General features: G+C 66.6%; 19 protein-coding genes. 6 read left to right on the top strand and 13 right to left on the bottom strand.

Annotation, left to right across the window (positions count from 1 at the left end; genetic code table 11):
- Nucleotides 1-140: 140 nt before the first annotated feature.
- Nucleotides 141-1,649 carry a CpaF family protein gene (locus VF631_RS00780; protein ID WP_431848353.1) on the bottom strand — a complete coding sequence of 503 codons (1,509 nt, stop codon included), beginning with the start codon at nt 1,647-1,649 and terminating at the stop codon, nt 141-143.
- A 148-nt stretch (nt 1,650-1,797) separates the two neighbouring features.
- Here VF631_RS00780 and VF631_RS00775 point away from each other — a divergent pair, with 148 nt between their 5' ends.
- The 3 genes from VF631_RS00775 to VF631_RS00765 are packed head-to-tail and all read left to right on the top strand — an operon-like array spanning nt 1,798 to nt 4,767.
- Entirely contained in the window at nt 1,798-2,703 is a 906-nt protein-coding gene (locus VF631_RS00775) for a DMT family transporter (RefSeq protein WP_431848352.1), read from the top strand.
- A 42-nt stretch (nt 2,704-2,745) separates the two neighbouring features.
- Nucleotides 2,746-4,278, top strand: a complete 1,533-nt coding sequence (locus VF631_RS00770; RefSeq protein WP_431848351.1) for an ArnT family glycosyltransferase — start codon at nt 2,746-2,748, stop codon at nt 4,276-4,278.
- 57 nt (nt 4,279-4,335) lie between these two features.
- Nucleotides 4,336-4,767, top strand: a complete 432-nt coding sequence (locus VF631_RS00765) for a DUF6265 family protein (RefSeq protein ID WP_431848350.1) — start codon at nt 4,336-4,338, stop codon at nt 4,765-4,767.
- On the opposite strand, the gene VF631_RS00760 is transcribed toward VF631_RS00765, so the two are convergent.
- The 6 genes from VF631_RS00760 to VF631_RS00735 all read right to left on the bottom strand — a co-directional run bounded on the left by VF631_RS00760 (nt 4,764) and on the right by VF631_RS00735 (nt 10,295).
- Complete coding sequence (locus tag VF631_RS00760; RefSeq protein ID WP_431848349.1) at nt 4,764-5,030, bottom strand: ATP synthase F1 subunit epsilon; 267 nt, start codon at nt 5,028-5,030, stop codon at nt 4,764-4,766. The two genes, VF631_RS00765 and VF631_RS00760, sit on opposite strands and share 4 nt — an antisense overlap.
- 28 nt (nt 5,031-5,058) lie before the next feature.
- Entirely contained in the window at nt 5,059-5,646 is a 588-nt protein-coding gene (locus VF631_RS00755) for a hypothetical protein (protein ID WP_431848348.1), read from the bottom strand.
- A 33-nt stretch (nt 5,647-5,679) separates the two neighbouring features.
- The gene (gene atpD, locus VF631_RS00750) at nt 5,680-7,158 is read right to left on the bottom strand and encodes a F0F1 ATP synthase subunit beta (RefSeq protein ID WP_431848347.1); all 1,479 of its coding nucleotides are present in this window, start codon (nt 7,156-7,158) and stop codon (nt 5,680-5,682) included.
- A gap of 25 nt (nt 7,159-7,183) precedes the next feature.
- Nucleotides 7,184-8,071 carry a F0F1 ATP synthase subunit gamma gene (locus VF631_RS00745; RefSeq protein ID WP_431848346.1) on the bottom strand — a complete coding sequence of 296 codons (888 nt, stop codon included), beginning with the start codon at nt 8,069-8,071 and terminating at the stop codon, nt 7,184-7,186.
- A gap of 137 nt (nt 8,072-8,208) precedes the next feature.
- Nucleotides 8,209-9,738, bottom strand: a complete 1,530-nt coding sequence (gene atpA, locus VF631_RS00740; protein ID WP_431848345.1) for a F0F1 ATP synthase subunit alpha — start codon at nt 9,736-9,738, stop codon at nt 8,209-8,211.
- A 2-nt stretch (nt 9,739-9,740) separates the two neighbouring features.
- Nucleotides 9,741-10,295 (bottom strand): F0F1 ATP synthase subunit delta, encoded by a 555-nt coding sequence (locus tag VF631_RS00735; RefSeq protein ID WP_431848380.1) that lies wholly within the window; start codon nt 10,293-10,295, stop codon nt 9,741-9,743.
- Nucleotides 10,296-10,906: 611 nt separating this feature from the next.
- On the opposite strand from VF631_RS00735, the gene VF631_RS00730 reads away from it, so the two are divergent.
- Genes VF631_RS00730 through VF631_RS00720 form a run of 3 tightly spaced genes read left to right on the top strand, consistent with a single transcriptional unit; the run spans nt 10,907 to nt 12,712 of the window.
- The gene (locus VF631_RS00730) at nt 10,907-11,368 is read left to right on the top strand and encodes a DUF1203 domain-containing protein (protein WP_431848344.1); all 462 of its coding nucleotides are present in this window, start codon (nt 10,907-10,909) and stop codon (nt 11,366-11,368) included.
- 56 nt (nt 11,369-11,424) lie between these two features.
- On the top strand, nt 11,425-12,501 hold the full coding sequence (ada, locus tag VF631_RS00725; RefSeq protein ID WP_431848343.1) for a bifunctional DNA-binding transcriptional regulator/O6-methylguanine-DNA methyltransferase Ada: 1,077 nt from the start codon (nt 11,425-11,427) through the stop codon (nt 12,499-12,501).
- Nucleotides 12,502-12,547: 46 nt separating this feature from the next.
- Nucleotides 12,548-12,712 (top strand): hypothetical protein, encoded by a 165-nt coding sequence (locus tag VF631_RS00720; RefSeq protein WP_431848342.1) that lies wholly within the window; start codon nt 12,548-12,550, stop codon nt 12,710-12,712.
- Nucleotides 12,713-12,714: 2 nt separating this feature from the next.
- Here the strand turns inward: VF631_RS00720 and VF631_RS00715 are convergent, their stop codons facing one another.
- The 6 genes from VF631_RS00715 to VF631_RS00690 all read right to left on the bottom strand — a co-directional run bounded on the left by VF631_RS00715 (nt 12,715) and on the right by VF631_RS00690 (nt 18,532).
- Complete coding sequence (locus VF631_RS00715) at nt 12,715-14,247, bottom strand: tetratricopeptide repeat protein (protein WP_431848341.1); 1,533 nt, start codon at nt 14,245-14,247, stop codon at nt 12,715-12,717.
- A gap of 10 nt (nt 14,248-14,257) precedes the next feature.
- Entirely contained in the window at nt 14,258-15,820 is a 1,563-nt protein-coding gene (locus VF631_RS00710; protein ID WP_431848340.1) for a hypothetical protein, read from the bottom strand.
- Nucleotides 15,821-15,964: 144 nt separating this feature from the next.
- Nucleotides 15,965-16,861, bottom strand: coding sequence for a TraB/GumN family protein (locus VF631_RS00705; RefSeq protein WP_431848339.1), 897 nt, complete (start codon nt 16,859-16,861; stop codon nt 15,965-15,967).
- 14 nt (nt 16,862-16,875) lie between these two features.
- The gene (locus VF631_RS00700; protein WP_431848338.1) at nt 16,876-17,298 is read right to left on the bottom strand and encodes a hypothetical protein; all 423 of its coding nucleotides are present in this window, start codon (nt 17,296-17,298) and stop codon (nt 16,876-16,878) included.
- On the bottom strand, nt 17,291-17,497 hold the full coding sequence (locus VF631_RS00695; RefSeq protein ID WP_431848379.1) for a helix-turn-helix transcriptional regulator: 207 nt from the start codon (nt 17,495-17,497) through the stop codon (nt 17,291-17,293). Before VF631_RS00695 ends, VF631_RS00700 begins: the two co-directional genes overlap by 8 nt.
- A gap of 135 nt (nt 17,498-17,632) precedes the next feature.
- Nucleotides 17,633-18,532 carry a TraB/GumN family protein gene (locus tag VF631_RS00690; RefSeq protein WP_431848337.1) on the bottom strand — a complete coding sequence of 300 codons (900 nt, stop codon included), beginning with the start codon at nt 18,530-18,532 and terminating at the stop codon, nt 17,633-17,635.
- Between the last annotated feature and the right edge of the window lie 71 nt (nt 18,533-18,603).

Here is an 18,603-nt window from a genome sequence, read left to right as displayed (position 1 = left end):
GTGGCGAGACCTGGCCGAGGAGCTTGGGTTCGAGCCGCTGGTGCCCAGGAACGTGGACCCCCGATCAAGTCCGGGGTGACGGTCCCCCCAATCAAAGGGTGGCAATGAAATCCCGGAGCAAGTCCGGCGCGACGCTTCCCCTAGAGGCACGCCTCCAGATAGGGCTGGTCGAACCCGAACTGCTTGGCCTTTTCCAGCGTGTAAGGCCGAAGCCCCATGCTGCGATATTCGCCGATGATCTTGCCGTCGGCGCTTTCGTCCAGATATTCGAACTTGAACAGCTCCTGCGTGACGATCACGTCGCCTTCCATGCCGATGACCTCGGTGATGTTGGTGGTGCGGCGCGTGCCGTCGCGCAGGCGCTTGACCTGGACGATGAGGTCCACCGAGTCCGCGATCTGGCGGGAAATCGCCTCCTTCGGGACCTTGATGTCGCTCATCATCACCATGTTCTCCATACGCGCCAGGCATTCGCGCGGGGAGTTGCTGTGGAGCGTACACATCGATCCGTCGTGGCCGGTGTTCATGGCGGCGAGCATGTCGAAACACTCGGCGCCGCGGATTTCGCCCAGGATGATGCGGTCCGGGCGCATACGCAGCGCGTTGACGACGAGATCGCGAATGGTGATCGCGCCCTGGCCTTCGAGGTTGGGCGGGCGGGTCTCGAGCGGGAGCCAGTGCGGCTGCTGAAGCCGAAGCTCGGCCGCGTCCTCGATCGTGATGACGCGCTCGCCGGGGTCGATCAGCTTGGACAGCGCGTTCAGCATCGTCGTCTTGCCCGAGCCGGTGCCGCCCGAGATGACGATGTTGAAGCGCGCTGCGCCCGCGATCTTGAGGCAGGTCGCCATCTTGTCCGACATCGAGCCGAAGCCCTTCATCATGTCGAGCGTGATCGGTTTTTCGGAGAATTTACGAATCGAGATGGCGGTGCCGCGAAGCGAGAGCGGCGGCACGATCACGTTGACGCGGCTGCCGTCCGCGAGGCGGGCGTCGGCGAGCGGCGTGGTCTGGTCGACGCGGCGGCCGACCTTGTTGCAGATACGCTGCGCGATCTGGAACAGATGCTCCTCATCCCGGAACTGGATGCTGGCGAGCTGGAGCTTGCCTTTCTTTTCGATGAAGGTCTGGTTCGGGCCGTTGACCATGATGTCGTTGACGTCGGGATCGTTGAGCAGCTCCTCCAACGGTCCGAGCCCGAGCAGTTCGTCGACCAGCACCTTTTCGAGCGCGAACTGCTCGCGGCGATTGAGGTTGATCTTGAGCTCGCCCAGCACTTCGCCGATGATCGGGCGGAATTCCTCGGCCAGCTCTTCCTTGGAGAGCGTGGCCGCGGCCTCCGGATCGACCCGCTCGAGCAGGCGGGGGAGGACCTGCTCCTTGATCCGGTGGATGCTCGCCTCGAAACCTTCGTTGCGGCCGTGGCCCTCGGTCGCGGGCGCATTGATGCGATCGGTGAGCCGGCTCATCGCGTCGCCGGGCGCGGGCTCGACGCTGCCCATCTCGTCCGGCAGAGCTTCGAGCGGCGGGAATTGATCGCCGCCGTCGACGCCTCCGATCGAGGGGCCGCCCTTCATCGGGCGGGCGACGCCGAAGGAGGGGCGCGCGCCTGATGTCGCGGTGGCGCCGGGGCGCCTTCCAAATGCACTCATCTCGTCCGCTAGCCTCTTCTTATGTGGTTCCCCGCGTCGCAATCGGGGTGAATAAGGAGGAAACTTTGACAATTGGCTAAGAGCGCTTGCCCGGCGCGGTTGCCTCATCGGCTCGTTCCCGCAAAGGCGGGGGCGACGGGAAAGGCGAATGCACGGAAGAACCATCGGCCAGGCGCTCGGGCTGGCGCTCCTCGGCTTCACCATCCTGTCATTCGGCGATGCTGTGGTGAAGACGATGGCGGGGCAATGGCCGGCGCCGGCGGTGTCCGCGCTGCGATATACGTTCGGAGCGATCGGGCTCGGCGTCGCTGTCGCGCTGGCGCATGGCCGGGCGGGCTTCGTGCTGCCGCGGCCATGGCTGCAGTTCGGGCGGGGCGCGGCCGTCGGGCTGGCGACGATCTGCTTCTTCCTGGGCGTGATGGCGATGCCGCTGGCCGATGCGACCGCGATCCAGTTCACCAGCCCCATCCTGACCGCGATGCTGTCCGGCCTGGTGCTGCGCGAGCCGGTGCCGCGGGCGGCTTTGCTCGCCACCCTGCTCGCCTTTGCCGGAGTGCTGGTGGTGCTTCGGCCCAACGTGGCGTCGCTCGGCGCGGCTGCTTTCTACCCGCTCGGCGCCGCGTTCGGCATGGCCTGGCTGATTATCTTCAACCGCAAGTCGGCAGGCGACGCGCCGGTGCTGGTCATGCAGTTCGTGCTGGCGCTGTTCGCCGCGCCGTTGCTCGTGGCAGCGGCGGCGCTGCTGAGCGGGGTCGCAGGGCAGGGGTTCCGCATCGGCCTTCCCAGCGCTGAGGTGGTCGCGAAATGCGCGCTGGTCGCCTTCACCGCGTCGACCGGGCACCTGCTCATCTACGCCGCGACCGTGCGCGCGAGCGCCGCCCTGGTCTCGCCGATGACCTATGTGCAGCTGATCGCCGCCACCGCGCTCGGCTGGGCCTGGTTCGGCGACGCGCCCGACTTCGCCACCTATGCGGGCGCGGCCCTGATCATCGCGGGCGGGCTGTGGCTGTGGCAATCGCAGCGTCCGCGCGAAGCGCCCGCACCGCCCGATTGAGGCTTAGCACGGCGTTTACCATGACGCGCTAGACCCTGCGCCATGACCTTTTCGGCTCTTCCGACCTCCCGCCTGTCCCTGCTACGATCCAGGTGGGTCGGCGCGATCCCGGCCGCGCATCCCGTCGCGCTCTCCTGCCTCGCTTTTCTGTTCGTGATAAGCCCGGCCTTGTTCAAGCACCCGGCCGAGACGGGCGACCCGGTCGAATATCTGCACGCCGCGCGCTGCGTCGCCGAGCGCTGGTTCTGCGCACCGCACGACCATTGGAGCGCGCGCTGGCCGATCTTCGCGCCGACCGGACTGCTGCTGCGGCTGTGGGGCGAAAGCCGGGTGACGATCGGCATGCTGCCGCTGCTCCACGGGTTCGCCGCGGTCGGCCTGTTCACCGCGATCCTGAGCCGCGCGTTCGGCAAGCCGGCGGCGTTGATCGGCGGATTGCTGTTCGCGGCGACGCCGCTGATCAGCGAGCTGGCGATGCAGCTGAACGCCGACATCGTCGAGCTTTCCTTTCTGCTCGCGGGGGTGTTCGCGGTGGCCTGTTCGGATCGGGGGCGGCGGGCGGGGACTTTGGTGCTGGCCGGCGCCCTGTTCGCGCTCGCGGTCGAGACGCGGCTGACGGCGGCGGTCGCGGGCCTGCTGATCGCGTGCGGCTTGCTCGCCTGGCGCTGGCCTGTTCGCGCTTTTCTGCTGATCGGCGCGGGCGGCCTGCTCGTGCTCGGCGCCAGCATGGCGGCGCACTGGATCGGAACCGGCGATCCGCTGACGCTGTACCGGTTGTCGCTCGCCCACACCAAGGTGCCGACCACCGAGCTGCCGGACTGGGTAGATACGAGCGGCAGCCCCTTCTTCAACCTCGATCTGATCCGAAACTGGAGCCGGGCGGTGTCCGTGCACTGGACGGTGGATCCGGCGATCAACCTGCTGGCGAGCCCCAAGGTTGGGCTAAGCCTCGGCGCAGCGTTGCTGGCCCTGCTGCTCGGCCGCGGCGCGCTGTCGAACGGATCGGCGGAGATGCGCGCCGTCGGGACGTTGATCGTCGGCTCGCTGGCCTTCCTGATCATCGCCGCGTTCGCGCTTTCCATTCACCCGACGCCGCGCATGTTCCTGCCGCTGCTCGCCGCGGCCGTCGCTATGACGGCGATCCTGGTCAGCACCGCGCGCGCCGACCTGCGCCCGCTGATTCTGTTCGGGCTCGTGCCGCTGCTGCTCGCGCAGAGCTTCGTCCTGCGCTCGCTTACCTACGATCCAATCGATGTCGAGCGGATGGCGCAGAGCTGGGTCGTGGCCGAGCGCGAGCCGGTGGCGACCGATTGGCTGACGCGTCGCCATCTGGGGCTGGCGCCGGCGGTGCGCGCCTTGCCGGAGGATGTCGCCGCCGCGCCGCTGCAATTGCTGCTCGCGCCCGGCGCCTGCGAGGTCTCGCCCAAGCGCCGGCCGGGCTGGACGGTTCGCCGGGCGGCTCTGCTTCGGCGTTCCCATTCCGGCATCGGCCGCATGCTCCAGCGCGCCGGGATCGGGGCGCAACGCGAGCAGTGGAGCTTGTGCCTTTACCGGAATGCGCTCGCGCAGACATGAGCCTGCATGTTCGGATGCGGGGAGGCAAGCCGCGCCGGGATGTGCTAGGTTGGCCCCATGCTCGCGTTCATAACCAGTCTGGCGCTGGCGGCCGCACCTGCAGCGCGCGTCGAGAATTTATCCTGGCTCAGCGGAACCTGGCTCATGCGGGTCGGCCAGCAATGGACGGAGGAACGCTGGGCGCCGGCTCGAGGCGGGATGATGCTCGGCACCGCGCTTAGCGGGCGCGGCGGCATGGCGGGCAGCTTCGAATATATGCGGATTGCCGCCGGGCAGGATGGCGCGCTCACCTTGTGGGCCTCGCCGGACGGCAAGGAAGCCGTGCCGTTCACACTTGTCTCGGTGCGCGGCGCCGAGGCCATCTTCGAGAACCCGGCGCACGATTTTCCGACGCGCATTGTTTATCGCCGGAAAGGAAGGATTCTCGAGACAGAAGTCTCCAAACGGGGCAACTCGAGCGTGCGGACTTGGTTCGAGCGACAGCGCTAGGCCGGAACGTCGGCCCGTTCCGCGAGCACCGTCAGCCCTCGGTCGTTGACCTCCGCGAACCCACCCTCGATCGCGATCCGCTCCGGTGTGTCGGTCATGCCGGCGCGGTAGATGGCAAGTTCGCCGTTGCGGATCGTCGACATGAAGGGCGCATGCCCCTCCAGCACGCCGAAATCACCCTCCGCGCCGGGGACGACCACCATATGCACCTCCTCGGAGCGGACGAGGCGTTCGGGGGTGACGAGTTCGAAGTGCAGGGGCATTTTGGTCTATCCAGTTTCGGGCAAATTTCTAAAAGGTTGTGTAACTGATGTCGATGCCCAGCCGTACGCGCGGATCGGAGTCGGGATTGTCCCGGAGCACTGCCAAGACCCTCTTGCCGCTTTCGTCAGTCCTCTGAAATCCGGCATAGGGCAAGCGATCAGGTTTCTTCGCGGCCATATGTGCCCAGCCCCAATCCTGGCGCTCGAACGCCGCCCGGAGATCCCCCACCGGGGGAATGACGGAGTCATTCATCAGCATCACCGCGCAGGCGGGCAGGCCTTCCCCGAAGGCGATCATGAACTGGCCGAACTCGGTTTCCTTCTGCGCGGCGACGAACCCCGGCACAACTCTACCGAACACTTGCCGGCTGATGTGGCTGGAAACCAGCTTGTAGCCGTGCTCGGTCAGAAAGTTTTCGAGACCGGCTGCAGTCGCTTGGCTTTGCTTGGTCACCTGGGGGAAGCACACGTCGCTGGCGAGGAGCGCGAGTTCCTCGGACGTGCTTGTCGCAACGACATCCACCTTGGACGGAGCCGATTTCTTGCTCGCTTCCGACGAAGCTGATTGTGCGCCCGGCCCCGATGGAGCCGGATCGGAACACGAGCTTGCGGCCAAGATGAGCAGACAACAGAGTCCACGCATCAAGGCTTACGCCTCGGCCGCCAGCTTCTGAGCCTTGGCGACCGCTTCGTCGATGCCGCCGACCATGTAGAAGGCGCTCTCCGGCAGGTGATCATATTCGCCGTCGACCACCGCCTTGAAGCTGCGCACCGTATCCTCGACCTGAACGAACTTGCCCGGGATGCCGGTGAAAACCTCGGCGACGTGGAACGGCTGCGACAGGAAGCGCTGGATCTTGCGGGCGCGGCTGACGACCAGTTTATCCTCTTCCGACAGCTCGTCCATGCCGAGGATGGCGATGATGTCCTGCAGCGACTTGTACTTCTGCAGCACCTCCTGGACGCGGCGGGCGGTGTCGTAATGCTCCTGCCCGACGATGCGGGCGGTGAGCACGCGGCTGGTCGAATCGAGCGGATCGACCGCCGGATATATTCCCAGCTCCGAAATCGCGCGGTTCAGCGTCGTGGTCGCGTCCAAGTGGGCGAAGGAGGTGGCCGGCGCCGGATCGGTGAGATCGTCCGCGGGCACGTAGATCGCCTGCACCGATGTGATCGAGCCCTTGTTGGTCGAGGTGATCCGCTCCTGCAGCGCGCCCATGTCCGTCGACAGGGTCGGCTGGTAGCCCACGGCGGAAGGAATTCGTCCGAGCAGCGCCGACACTTCCGAGCCCGCCTGGGTGAAGCGGAAGATGTTGTCGACGAAGAAGAGCACGTCCTGGCCCTCCTGGTCGCGGAAATATTCGGCCATGGTGAGGCCCGACAGCGCGACGCGCGCGCGGGCGCCCGGCGGCTCGTTCATCTGGCCGAACACGAGCGCGACCTTGGAGCCCTCCGACGTCGCGTTGCCGTCGGCATCCTTGGCGATCACGCCCGCGTCGAGGAACTCGTGATAAAGGTCATTGCCTTCGCGGGTGCGCTCGCCGACGCCGGCGAACACCGACACGCCGCCGTGGCCCTTGGCGATGTTGTTGATGAGCTCCTGGATCAACACCGTCTTGCCGACGCCGGCGCCGCCGAACAGGCCGATCTTGCCGCCTCTCGCGTAGGGCGCGAGCAGGTCGATGACCTTGATGCCGGTCACCAGGATCGCGCTCTCGGTCGACTGGTCGACGAACAAAGGCGCCTCGGCATGGATCGCCGCAGTGTCGGTGTGGCCGACCGGCCCGCGCTCGTCGATCGGCTCGCCGATGACGTTCATGATCCGCCCGAGCGTCTTCGGCCCGACCGGCACGCGGATCTGCGAGCCGGTGTCCATCACCGCCTGGCCGCGGGTGAGGCCGTCCGTCGAATCCATCGCGATCGTGCGAACCGTGTTCTCGCCGAGATGCTGCGCGACCTCGAGCACGAGGCGGTTTCCGTTGTTGTTCGTCTCCAGCGCGGAGAGGATCTCCGGCAGGTTGCCGTCGAACGACACGTCGACGACCGCGCCGATCACCTGCGCGATACGGCCGACATTGTTGGTGGTGGCGGGGGCGGAGGTCCGCTCCAGGGTCTGGGGCTCGAGCATGTGCGTGTCCTTGCGTTCTAAGTTCTTACAGCGCTTCGGCGCCGGAGATGATTTCAACCAGCTCGGTCGTGATCGCGGCCTGGCGGGTGCGGTTATATTCGATCGAGAGGCGCTGGATCATGTCGCCGGCGTTGCGGGTGGCATTGTCCATTGCGGTCATGCGCGAACCTTGCTCGGACGCGGCGTTCTCCTGAAGAGCGCGGAACACCTGGACGGCGACGTTGCGGGGCAGCAGGGCGGCCAGGATCTCTTCCTCGTCCGGCTCATACTCAACGGCGGCGTCCGGACCGGATGTTGCCGAAGGTGCGGCCGAGGCGGAAAGCTCGACCGGGATGATCTGCTGCTGCGTCGGCTCCTGCACCAGGGCGGACTGGAAACGGGCGTAGAAGAGGTGGACGACGTCGATGCCGTCGGTGGTGTAGCGATCGACGATGTCCGCCGCGATCGCCTGCGCATCCGCGAAGCTCACCTGCTTGATCGCGCCGGTGTCATACTGGTGGACGATCTGCTTGGGGTAGAGGCGCTGGATGACGGCGCGGCCCTTGCGGCCGACCAGGTAGAAATAGACGGTCTTGCCCTGGGCGGTGAGCTGGTCGGCGGCCTTGCGGGCCGCGCGGACGATGTTGGAGTTGAACCCGCCGGCGAGGCCGCGGTCCGAGGTGCAGACGACGAGCAGGTGCGTGTCCTGCTTGCCCGTGCCCGCGAGCAGCTTCGGGCTTTGCGGCCCGATTACGACCTTGCCCGCGAGGCTGCCCATCACCGCCTGAAGGCGCGTGGCATAAGGACGCCCGGCCTCCGCCGCCTGCTGCGCGCGGCGCAGCTTGGCGGCGGCCACCATCTTCATCGCCTTGGTGATCTTCTGGGTCGATTTGACCGAGGCGATCCGCCCTTTGAGTGCCTTGAGAGAGGCCATTGCTGCTTTCCTTCTCCCTCTCCCCTTCAGGGGAGAGGGTCGGGGAGAGGGGGTGTGAGCCCGCTCCGTCTGTTAGTTCTCAGGAGAGGACTGCCCCTCTCCCAACCCTCTCCCCTGAAGGAGAGAGGGCTTTTCAGTTACGCAAACGTCTTTGCGAAGTCGCCGACGACGGTCTTCAGCTGACCCGAAGTCTCGTCGTCCAGCGCCTTGGTGTCGCGGATGCGCGCCAGCACCTGCCCATGATCGCTCCGCATATGGCTGAGCAAAGCACTCTCGAACCGCGTCACCGCGTTCACCGGCACCGTGTCGAGAAACCCGTTCACGCCCGCGAAGATCGAGACGACCTGCTCCTCGACCGGCATCGGCGAGAATTGCGGCTGCTTGAGCAGCTCAGTCAGCCGCGCGCCGCGGTTGAGCAGGCGCTGGGTTGAGGCGTCGAGGTCCGAGCCGAACTGGGCGAAGGCTGCCATCTCGCGATATTGAGCGAGCTCGAGCTTGATCGAGCCTGCGACCTTCTTCATCGCCTTGGTCTGCGCGGCCGATCCGACGCGGCTGACCGAAAGGCCCACGTTGATGGCCGGGCGGATGCCCTGGTAGAACAACTCGGTCTCGAGGAAGATCTGGCCATCGGTGATCGAGATGACGTTGGTGGGGATGTAGGCCGAGACGTCGCCCGCCTGCGTTTCGATGATCGGCAGCGCCGTCAGCGAGCCCGAGCCCTCCGCCTCGTTCAGCTTGGCGGCGCGCTCCAGGAGCCTCGAGTGGAGATAGAAAACGTCGCCAGGATAGGCCTCGCGGCCCGGCGGCCGGCGCAGCAGCAGCGACATCTGCCGGTAGGCGACCGCCTGCTTGGACAGATCGTCATAGACGATCACGGCGTGCATGCCGTTGTCGCGGAAATACTCGCCCATCGTGCAGCCGGTGTATGGCGCCAGGAACTGCAGCGGCGCCGGCTCGGACGCGGTGGCGGCGACGACGATCGAATATTCCATCGCGCCATTCTCTTCGAGCGCGCGGACGATCTGGGCCACCGTCGAGCGCTTCTGCCCGATCGCGACGTAGATGCAGTAGAGCTTCTCGCTCTCGTTGGTGCCCTTGTGAGCTTCGCGCTGGTTGATGAACGTGTCGATCGCCACCGCCGACTTGCCGGTCTGACGATCGCCGATGATCAGCTCGCGCTGGCCGCGGCCGACGGGGACCAGCGCGTCCAATGCCTTGAGGCCGGTCTGCACCGGCTCGTGCACGGACTTGCGCGGGATGATGCCGGGGGCCTTGACCTCGACCCGGCGGCGCTCGGTGCTGGCGATCGGGCCCTTGCCGTCGATCGGGTTACCGAGGCCGTCGACCACGCGGCCGAGCAGCCCGCGGCCAACCGGCACGTCGACGATGGTGCCGGTGCGGCTGACCGTGTCGCCTTCGCGAATGGCGCTGTCATTACCGAAGATCACCGCGCCGACATTGTCGGCCTCGAGGTTCAGGGCCATGCCCTGGATGCCGTTCGGGAAGGCGATCATCTCGCCGGCCTGGACATTGTCCAGGCCGTGGATGCGGGCGATTCCGTCGCCGACCGACAGCACGGTGCCGACTTCGCTGACCTGTGCTTCATTGCCGAAGCTGGCGATCTGGTCGCGGATGACCTTGGAGATTTCTGCGGCGCGGATGTCCATGATTAGCCCTTCATCGCGATTGCGAGATTGTTCAATTTGGTGCGGATGGAGCCGTCGATCATCTGGCTGCCGATCTTGACGACAAGCCCGCCCAGGATGGCGGGATCGACGGTGAGATCGACCGCGACGTCGCGGCCGAGACGGGAACGCAGGTTCTGGCGCAGCGCCTGGACCTGGCCGTCGTCGAGCGGGTGGGCGGAGGTGACCTCAGCCGTGGTCTCGCCGCGGTGATTGGCGGCAAGCATGTTGAAGGCGCGGATCACCGGCCCGAGCTGCCCGAGCCGCCGGTTCTGCGCGAGCACGCCGAGAAAGTTGGCGGTGAGCGGATCGAGCCGCATCGCCTGCGATGTCGCGCCGATCGCGCCCACGGCCTGCTCGCGGGTCACGAGCGGGCTGGTGGTCAGCTCGCGAAGCTCAGGCGATTCGGCCAGGCCGCGGCGCAAGGAGGCGAGGCTCGCGCCGACCGCTTCCAGCATCTTGTTGTCGCGGGCGAGCTCGAACAAGGCGGTCGCGTAGCGCCCTGCCAGACCTGTCGCTATGCCGCCGGAACCGTCCACGCGCGCTCGTGCCTCCAAGTGGGTTTACCCATGCGGAAAGGGGGCGCAAGTGAAGCGCCCCCGCTGGGTTGGCGGGCACATAGCGGGGCCGGGCGGTGGATGCAAGGCGGCGGTAAAATCCTCTTCATGCTCACAAGTCCTGCCATTCGGCGTCGTCGGTCATGGGCAAGCACGCGGACCGTGGATGACGCACCCTGCAATCAGTCCTAAATGAGCAAGGAAGAAAAAGGTGATGGGCACGTAGATCACGCTGATCACGATCTTCAGCACAGGCCTATACGGCAGCAGCCAGAAGCCCAGCGAGCCTAACCCAGCGACAATCCACAAGGGACAACCCGCTGACGCCAAGCGCACCCCCAAGGTTGTAAGGCAGGACCACCAACACGAGCGTAGCCAAAAGCGGGAACGCCAACGCGCTGAACCAAGCCCACCCCTTGCGGCTTGAGAGTGTCATGCTGCTGTCTCGATCCTTTGCAGATATCTAGGCCCCGGCTCATCATGTCGGCTGACGTGAGCGTCCGCAATAACTGGGCAGCGAACGTTGCTTTGAGAGCAAGGATCGAGACGCGGCGCCTTGCCGGCCGCGCGATGAAGGGGTCGGAGGAATCGCGATGGCTTACAGGATCGTCGGATTGGCACGGGAGGAGTTCGAGCCGCTGTTCGGGCTTAGAGATGATGAGCTTGCGGAGCGCAATGCGCGGCGGGTGCGGGCGGAAGGAGGTGCACCTTGCAGGATCAGCCTGAAGGAAGCGGATGCAGGCGAGAGTCTGCTCCTGGTCAACTATGTGAGCCATGACGTGCCGACCCCGTTCCGCACCGCTTATGCTATTTATGTGCGCGAGGCGGCGGGAGAGCCGCCATGCTATAGGGACGAGGTGCCGGCCATGCTCGACAGGCGAATGCTGGGGCTGCGCGGGTTCAACGCGGAAGGGATGCTGAAGGGCGCGCTGCTCGCCATGCCGGGCGAGGCGGATGCGCGCATCTGGGAGCTGTTGGAGCAGCCGGAGATCGCGAGCATCCATGCCCACAATGCGGCCCATGGCTGCTTCCTTGCGCGGGTGGAGAGGGACTGATGGGGAGCGAAGCACTTCGTCATGCCGGACTTGATCCGGCATCCGCCTTCCTTTCGATGCCAGAAGAAGGTGGACCCCGGATCAAGTCCGGAGTGACGGATCAGATCGACGAGGACTGGGCCTGGGCTCGGGCGAGCGCTCGGGACCGGGCGGCGGATGGGCTGTTCGTGGTGGGGGTGCTGACCACCGGCATTTATTGCCGGCCGTCCTGCGCGGCGCGGCATCCACGCCGAGAGAATGTGCGCTTCTTCCCGTCGGGCGCGCAAGCGGCTGCGACGGGGCTGCGGGCGTGCCTGAGGTGCAAGCCGGACGAGGTCAGCCGGGAGGCGAGCGCGCTGCAACTTGTATACCGGATGCTGGAGGCGGCCGAGGAGCCGCCCTCGCTCGCCGAATTGGCCGAGGCTGCGGGTTATTCGCCGCATCACTTCCATCGCCTGTTCAAGCGCGCGACCGGCGTCACTCCGGCGGAATATGCGCGGGCCAGGCGCGCAAAGAGCATGGCGCGAAGCCTGGACGAGGAGGGCAGGGTGACTGACGCAATCTACGAGGCCGGCTATTCGGGCCCAGGCCGCTTCTATGCCGACGCCAAGGCGCGGCTCGGCATGACGCCGACGGCGTGGCGCGACGGCGGCCGCGGCGAGACGATCCGCTGGGCCACCGCGGAGACTTCGCTAGGCACGATGCTGCTCGCGGCGACCGAGCGCGGCATTTGCCGCCTCTCGTTCGACGAGGGCGAGGCGGAGCTTCGTGCGCGCTTTCCGCACGCGACGATCGAGCCGGGCGGAGCGGCCATGGCCGACCTGGTGGCGCGCACGGCCGCTGCCGTGAATGCGCCGGAACGCCCGCACGACCTGCCCCTCGACGTGCGCGGCACCGCGTTCCAGCAGGCGGTGTGGCGCGAGCTTTCCCGCATTCCGCCGGGCCAGTCGCTGAGCTACGCCGCGCTCGCCGCACGCGCCGGCAAGCCCGGCGCCGCGCGGGCGGCGGGAACCGCCTGCGGCTCCAACCAGATCGCCGTCCTCATCCCCTGCCACCGCGCCCGGCGCGGCGACGGCACGCCCGGCGGCTTCGCCTACGGCCTGGAGCGCAAGGCGGCGTTGCTCGATCGCGAAGGCTGGTCGCCGGAACAATAAGGCGGCGCGGTGCATATCCGGCTCCACACAATCAATGGAGAGCCGGATGGACCAGGAAGACCGGGGCAAATCGAAACTGATACCGGGCCTGGCGGTCGCGGCGGTGATCGTCGTCGGCGTGGTCGGTCTTGCCCGGGGCTGCTCCTACGCGTCGGACGAGCCGAATTACGAGAATAGCGCCAACGGCACCCGCAACGCGCCGGACGCATGACCCTATTCGCCGGCGCCCCCTTTGGCGTCCGCGTCAGCCTCCAGGACCTTCATCGCGGCTTTGCCACCGCCACGCTCTAGTGTTTTCAGAAGAGCCGCCGCCAACTTGCCCAGCTCCCCGGCGTGCGGATCGAACGCGATCGGCGCAAGGGTGAAGCGTGCTTCCTCCGCCCTGCCTGCGATCAGATGTTCTCGCGCAACCTGCATGCGCAGGCCCCGGTCCTGCGGCGCGAGATCATGCGCTTTCAGCAGGCCCGTGACCGCATTCGCCGTGGGCTTGGAGCCCTGCTGCCCGAACGAATTGTAGAAGAGGAAAAGCGGCTCCGCATGCTCCGGGTCGAGCTTGTTGGCTTTGAGGAACCAGCTTCGAACCTCTTTCCAGGCCGCCGGGTTGTCGCTCTTGGCCGCCATCAGCTTTCCGGCCAGCGCGCGGCCCTTATAGAGCAGGGCATCGATATGCTGCGGGTCTGCCGCGAGCGCGCGGTCGGCGGCTACTTCGGCCGCCACGTAGTTGCCAGCGTCATACTCGGCTTCCGCCAAGGTCGCCTGCGCCGACGCGTCGTTCGGGAAAGGCGCCGCTGCCTTGCGGATGCGGGTGACGAGTTCCGCTGCCTGTTCGCGGTTCACGCCCCGATCCGATCGGATGCGCAACTCCATCAGCGCGTCCTCGGCCCGGCTGAGATCACGGACGGTGATCGCGCCGATCTTGATCTCCTCGGGCGCGAACTGGATGTAGGGGAGCCGCGACCGCGCCTTGTACTTGTTCAGCTCGGCATCGAGGGTATTGAGGTCACCGAACACGCGGCGCGCGGCGGTGAGGCTGTCCGCGCCGGCGTTGATTGCCTTGAGGTAGGCGGCGAGCTGGCCTTTCCGCGCCTTGTCGAAGGTCAGAAAATGGGTGAGCAGCCAGGCGCGGCTGTAGAAGGCCTCCATCAGCCGCGGTTCCCGGTCGCTCGTGTCGCCGGTCAACAGCTTCTCGGCGGAGATGGGGAACAGGGCCAGCCCGTATGCGCGATGCAAGGCGGGTAGGCCGAAGCCGAGCGAGCCATCCTTCTTGAACTCGGTGGTCGCGTTGAATTCGGCAAAGCCCTCGATGTACCAGGCGGGATAAGCCGCGGTCGCATGCTCCGACAGCATGAAATGATGCGTGATTTCGTGGAGCAGGACGGTTTGCGCGTCCATGTCGAACTGGCCGTTGCCGCCGGTGGAGCGCGGCACGATCGCAATCGTGCCGCTCGCGCGCGGGATGTAGAAGCCCGCCAGGTTGCTGCCGCCCTTGCCGGCCATGCGCTGGACGGTGCCCACGCTCGGCACGACGTAGATGGTGAGGCGGTTGGACGGCCCGATCGGCGCATCGGCCATTCCGCGCATCATGCGCATCGCCGCATCGAACTTCTCGAGCCGGGCCGCGAATGCGCGAAGGCTCTCCGCGCTCTCTTCCGAATAGATGACGAAATGCGGCGTGCTCGCGTGCCGCCAGGCGGCCTGCGCTCCGGTCGGTAGCAGCAACATCAACAGCAGCAGAAACATGCGCATCGCCATCCTCCTACCGGCCAGCCCGATCGGACCGGGCGCCGGTGGCCTGCTTCTTGGCTTCCTCGGCCAGGCGCTCCCACTCCTTCAGCGCGACTTCGGCGCCGCCCTCGCCGATCTTGGCGATCACCGCCGCGGCAAGCTGACTCTGCTTTCCGCCGTGCGGAGCGTAGGCGATCGGCGCCAGCGCCGCGCGCGCCTGGTCGGCCTTGCGCTGAGTGAGATAGACCCGCCCGACCGTGAGGCGGAGGCCGTCGTCCTGGGGTGCGAGATCGTGGGCGCGCACCAGCCCGGCTACGGCGCCCTTGGTCGGAGCAGCGCCCTGTTCCGCAAAGCTTTCGTAGAAGAGCATCAAGGGTTCGGGATCGTCGGGATCGGCCCGGTTCGCCGCGACCAGCCAGCGCCGCACGTCGCTCCAGGTCGCGGCGTCGGTTTTCTTCGCCGCGATCGCCCGCGCCATGCGGGTGCGGCCTTTGTAGATCAACGCGTCGACGTGCTTCGGACTGACCGCGAGCGCGCGGTCGGCGGCGGTCTCCGCCTCGTTCAGATTTCCGGCGTCGAACTCGGCCTCGGCCAGGGCGGCCTGGACGAACGGGTCATTGGGATAGGGCTGCGCGGCGAGGCGCGCGTCCGGCACGAGCGCTTTGGCGCGGGCCGGCGTCACCCCGACCTTGGACACCATCTTGACGTTCATGATGGCCGCCTCGGCGGAATTCAGCGGGCGCACGGCGATCGGTCCGACTTTGATCGCGACCGGCTCCACTCGGGTATAGGGCAGTCGGCGCTGGCGGATGTAGGCGGTCAGCTCCCTGTTGAGCTGCTTCAGGTCGCCGAATGCGCCTCGCCCGGCCTCCACGCTGGTCTTGCCGCCATTGAGCGCGGCCACATAGGCGCCGAGCTGACCGGCGCGGCTCTTCTGCATCTTCAGATAGTGGGTGAGCAGCCACCCTCGGCCGTACAGCGAGTCCGTCTGGACGTCGGAAAGCGTTCGCGGATCGCGCGTGAGCAGGTCCTCGACCGGCAGCGCATCCCAGCTGAACATGGTCTCGGCGCGGTAAAGCGGAGGAGCTCCAAAGCCGACCGCGCCATCTTTCTCGAACCGAGCGGTGGCGTTGAACTCCGCGAAGCCTTCGGTCAGCCAGGCCGGAAAGGCTTCGGCGAAATTCTGCAGCATGAAATGATGGGCATATTCGTGAAGCAGGACCGTTTCGGCCTGCAGGTCGGTGCGGCCTCCTTCGCCCGTGCGGCGGGGCGTGACCGCGATCGGGCCCTGGGCATGGGCGACATAGAATCCAGCCACCGTGTTGCTCGATCCGGGCAGAAGCTTCTGCACGGCCGCGATGCCCGGCACCACGAAGATCGTCACGCGATTGGCGCGGCCGAGCGGGGTGTCCGGAACGCGGTGCATGACGCGCATCGCGGAGTCGTAGCGCTCCAGCTTCTCGGCAAAGGCGCGAAGGGTCGCGGGGTCTTCTTCAGAATAGATGAGGAAGTGCGATGTGCTCGCCTCGTGCCACGCCGCCTGGGCGCCGGCCGGCAGCAGCAGAAGCAACACACAATATAGAAAGAATCGCATGGGCCATCCCTGTTCCACCAGCGCCTCCGCAGCGTAGGGCCGCCGCGGGGGATCAGTCAAACACGGGATGCGTGCTAAGCCTTTGCGGGAGCATGAAACACTCGGGATCGGACGGACCCCGAATGTTTCACACTCTCAGGGCGCTCAGCGCACCCGCTTCGCCCTCAGCCCCTTGGTCTTGAGCATCGACTGCACTGAGTCGCGGCCCGCAAGGTGTCCCGCGCCGACCGCGACGAAGACTGTTCCGGGCTGGTCCATGCGCTTGTCGATCCACTCGGCCCAGGTGGCGTTTCGATCGGTCAGCACCATCTTGTAGAATTCGGGCATCTGCTCGGCGCTCTGGTTGAGCAGCTTGCCGAGGCCCTCCGCGTCGCCCTTGTTCCAGTGGCCCACCATCGCAGTCAGCAGTGGCTTGAACTGCGCCATCTGGTCCAGCGTCTGGCCGAGCTGCTTGACCTGCAGCGCTTCGGGCACTTTGTCGAACAGGCTGAACTGAAACTCGGCACCCTCCAGTTCGCCGACCTTCTTGCCGGCGGCGCGCGCGCTCTTCAGGATCTGCTTGTCGGCGCCGAACTCCGGGTTCAGGCCCGCCTTCATCGCCGCCAGCGCGCCGATCGTCAGGTTCAGCATCCACGGCTCCATCGGCGAGCCGAGCACGGCCGACGCGGGCAAACCCAGCTCGGGGCCGACCTTCTCGAGCTTCGCCTTGACGTCGGGCGTCAGCTTGGAGCCGAGCGATTTGCCGGCCGGATCCATGCCGTGCTTCATCATGATCGGCTGCAACTCGGCCGGATTGTCCGGCAGGATCGCCTCCAGATACACTTCGCCGCTCTTGTCGAACGCGGCTTTGACCTCGTCGTTGAACCAGTCGCTTTTCCCGTCGAGCCCGTGAACGGTGCCGAACAGGTAGACGGTCGTGTCCTTGTCCTTGACCACCCACAAAGCGGGATCGACGTCGGGCAGGGCGGGCGTGGGCGCAGCGAGCGCCGACGTGGCGAGGCCCAGCGCAAGGCAGGCGGCGGTGCAAAGCAGCTTCTTCATGACAACAGTTCCTCTCAAGATTTGAAGCGATAGTAGATGAAGCCGAGGATGAACCCGGCGTAGAAGATGCCGAACAGCGCGCCGTGCATCGGCTCGGGCAGGAACCCGCCCTTCCACAGGAAGAACCAGGCCGGATAGCTGAAGAAATAAAGCGAAGCGGCGAACGCGATCGTCTTGTAGATCAACAGACGCTGGTGCTCGTCGTACGAGCGTTGCGCCAGAAGACCACCAATCACTGCCGTTCCGATCAGGAGTAATGTCATTCCGATCGAGAGCCAGGCGGGCCAATCGGTGCTCTCGTCGAACAGGGAGTCGACGTCCGTATAGCCGATGAAGAAGCCCGGCACGAAGCCGATCGCGCCGCAAATCCCGAAGATGAGCGCGAGCCGCTTCCACCGCGCGCGCTCCGCGGTCTCGCCAACTCCGCGCTCAGCCACGCTCATTCTCCCCATCATCGAAAATCTCCTCGATCGCCATGTCGAACAGGCGGGCGAGCTTGAAGGCGAGGGGGAGCGATGGATCGTATTTCCCCGTCTCGATCGCATTGACCGCCTGGCGCGACACGCCGAGCCGGCCGCCAAGCTCCGCCTGGCTCCAGTCGCGTTCCGCCCGCAGCACTTTCAATCGGTTTCGCAATTCATCCCCGGCCGTCATCTTCCCCGCCAGCTTTGTCACTGTCGCAAGACACTATGTCAAGCGACCCTGACTAGATGCCGCCGATTCGCGGCCATGTCAAGCAACGCTGACAGATTGTAAGGGTAGGCAGACGAACTACTGCACCCGCGCCACGCGCACGCCCTTGCCGGCGAGCATTTTCTGCACCGAATCCTTGCCTGCCAGATGCCCGGCGCCGACCGCGACCAGCACCGTGCCGGTCTGCTCGAGCCGCCGCTTCACCCACTCCGCCCAGGCGGCGTTGCGGCGCGTCATCAGCACCTGGCGAAGCTCCGGCGAAAAGCTCGTCTCGGCATCGAACGTCTCGGCGATCGCGTCCGTGTCGCCGGCCGCCCAGGCCTTCACCATAGCGTCGAACTCGGCTCGCCCATCGGCTGCGCTCTCGATCACGCCGACCAGAAAGGCGCGCTGTGCTTCTTCCGAAAGGCCGTCGAAATAGCGCATCTGGATGTCGAGCGTCTCCAGCCCGCTCACCGGCTTGCCCGCCGCCTGGTAGCCCGCCTCCAGCTTGCGCTCGACGCCCTGCTCGGCCTTGAGGCCGAGCTGCTGGAACGAGACGGACAAGAGGCTCAGCGCCGCCGCCCAGGTCTCCAACCGGTCCAGCGTCGCCGCCGGCAGTTCGGTCTGCTTGATCATCGCCGCCAGCGCCGTGCGCTTGTCGGGCGGCACACGCTCCGCCAGCGGCGGCAGTCCGGGCGAGAAGGCGACCTTCGCCATCGCCTGGCCCGCGACCGCCGGATCGTCGCCGAGCACCGCCTCGGTGACCAGCGCCTCCGACGCCGACATCGCCTGCCGGAATGCGGGCGTCTGCCATTCAAGACCCTCGGGCAGCATGTGGATGGTGCCGAACAGGTAGATGGTCGTGTCCGCGTCCGCGACCTTCCACAAGGCAGGCCGGGGACCCGCGGCGGGCTGGGTCGGCTGCGGCGCCGTCGTGCAGGCGCTCGCCAGCACGCCCAGGCCCGGCGCCAGCCACCGCTTCAAGCCCTGCCACATCCTCTCACTCTCCACTCGGCGCCGGGGCGACGCCTTGACTTGGGCCGCGCTTCCGCCAAAGCGAGCGCCGT

The organism is Allosphingosinicella sp., assembly GCF_036387615.1.
Taxonomy (GTDB): Bacteria; Pseudomonadota; Alphaproteobacteria; order Sphingomonadales; family Sphingomonadaceae; genus Allosphingosinicella.
This window is presented reverse-complemented; position numbering and strand designations above follow the sequence as displayed.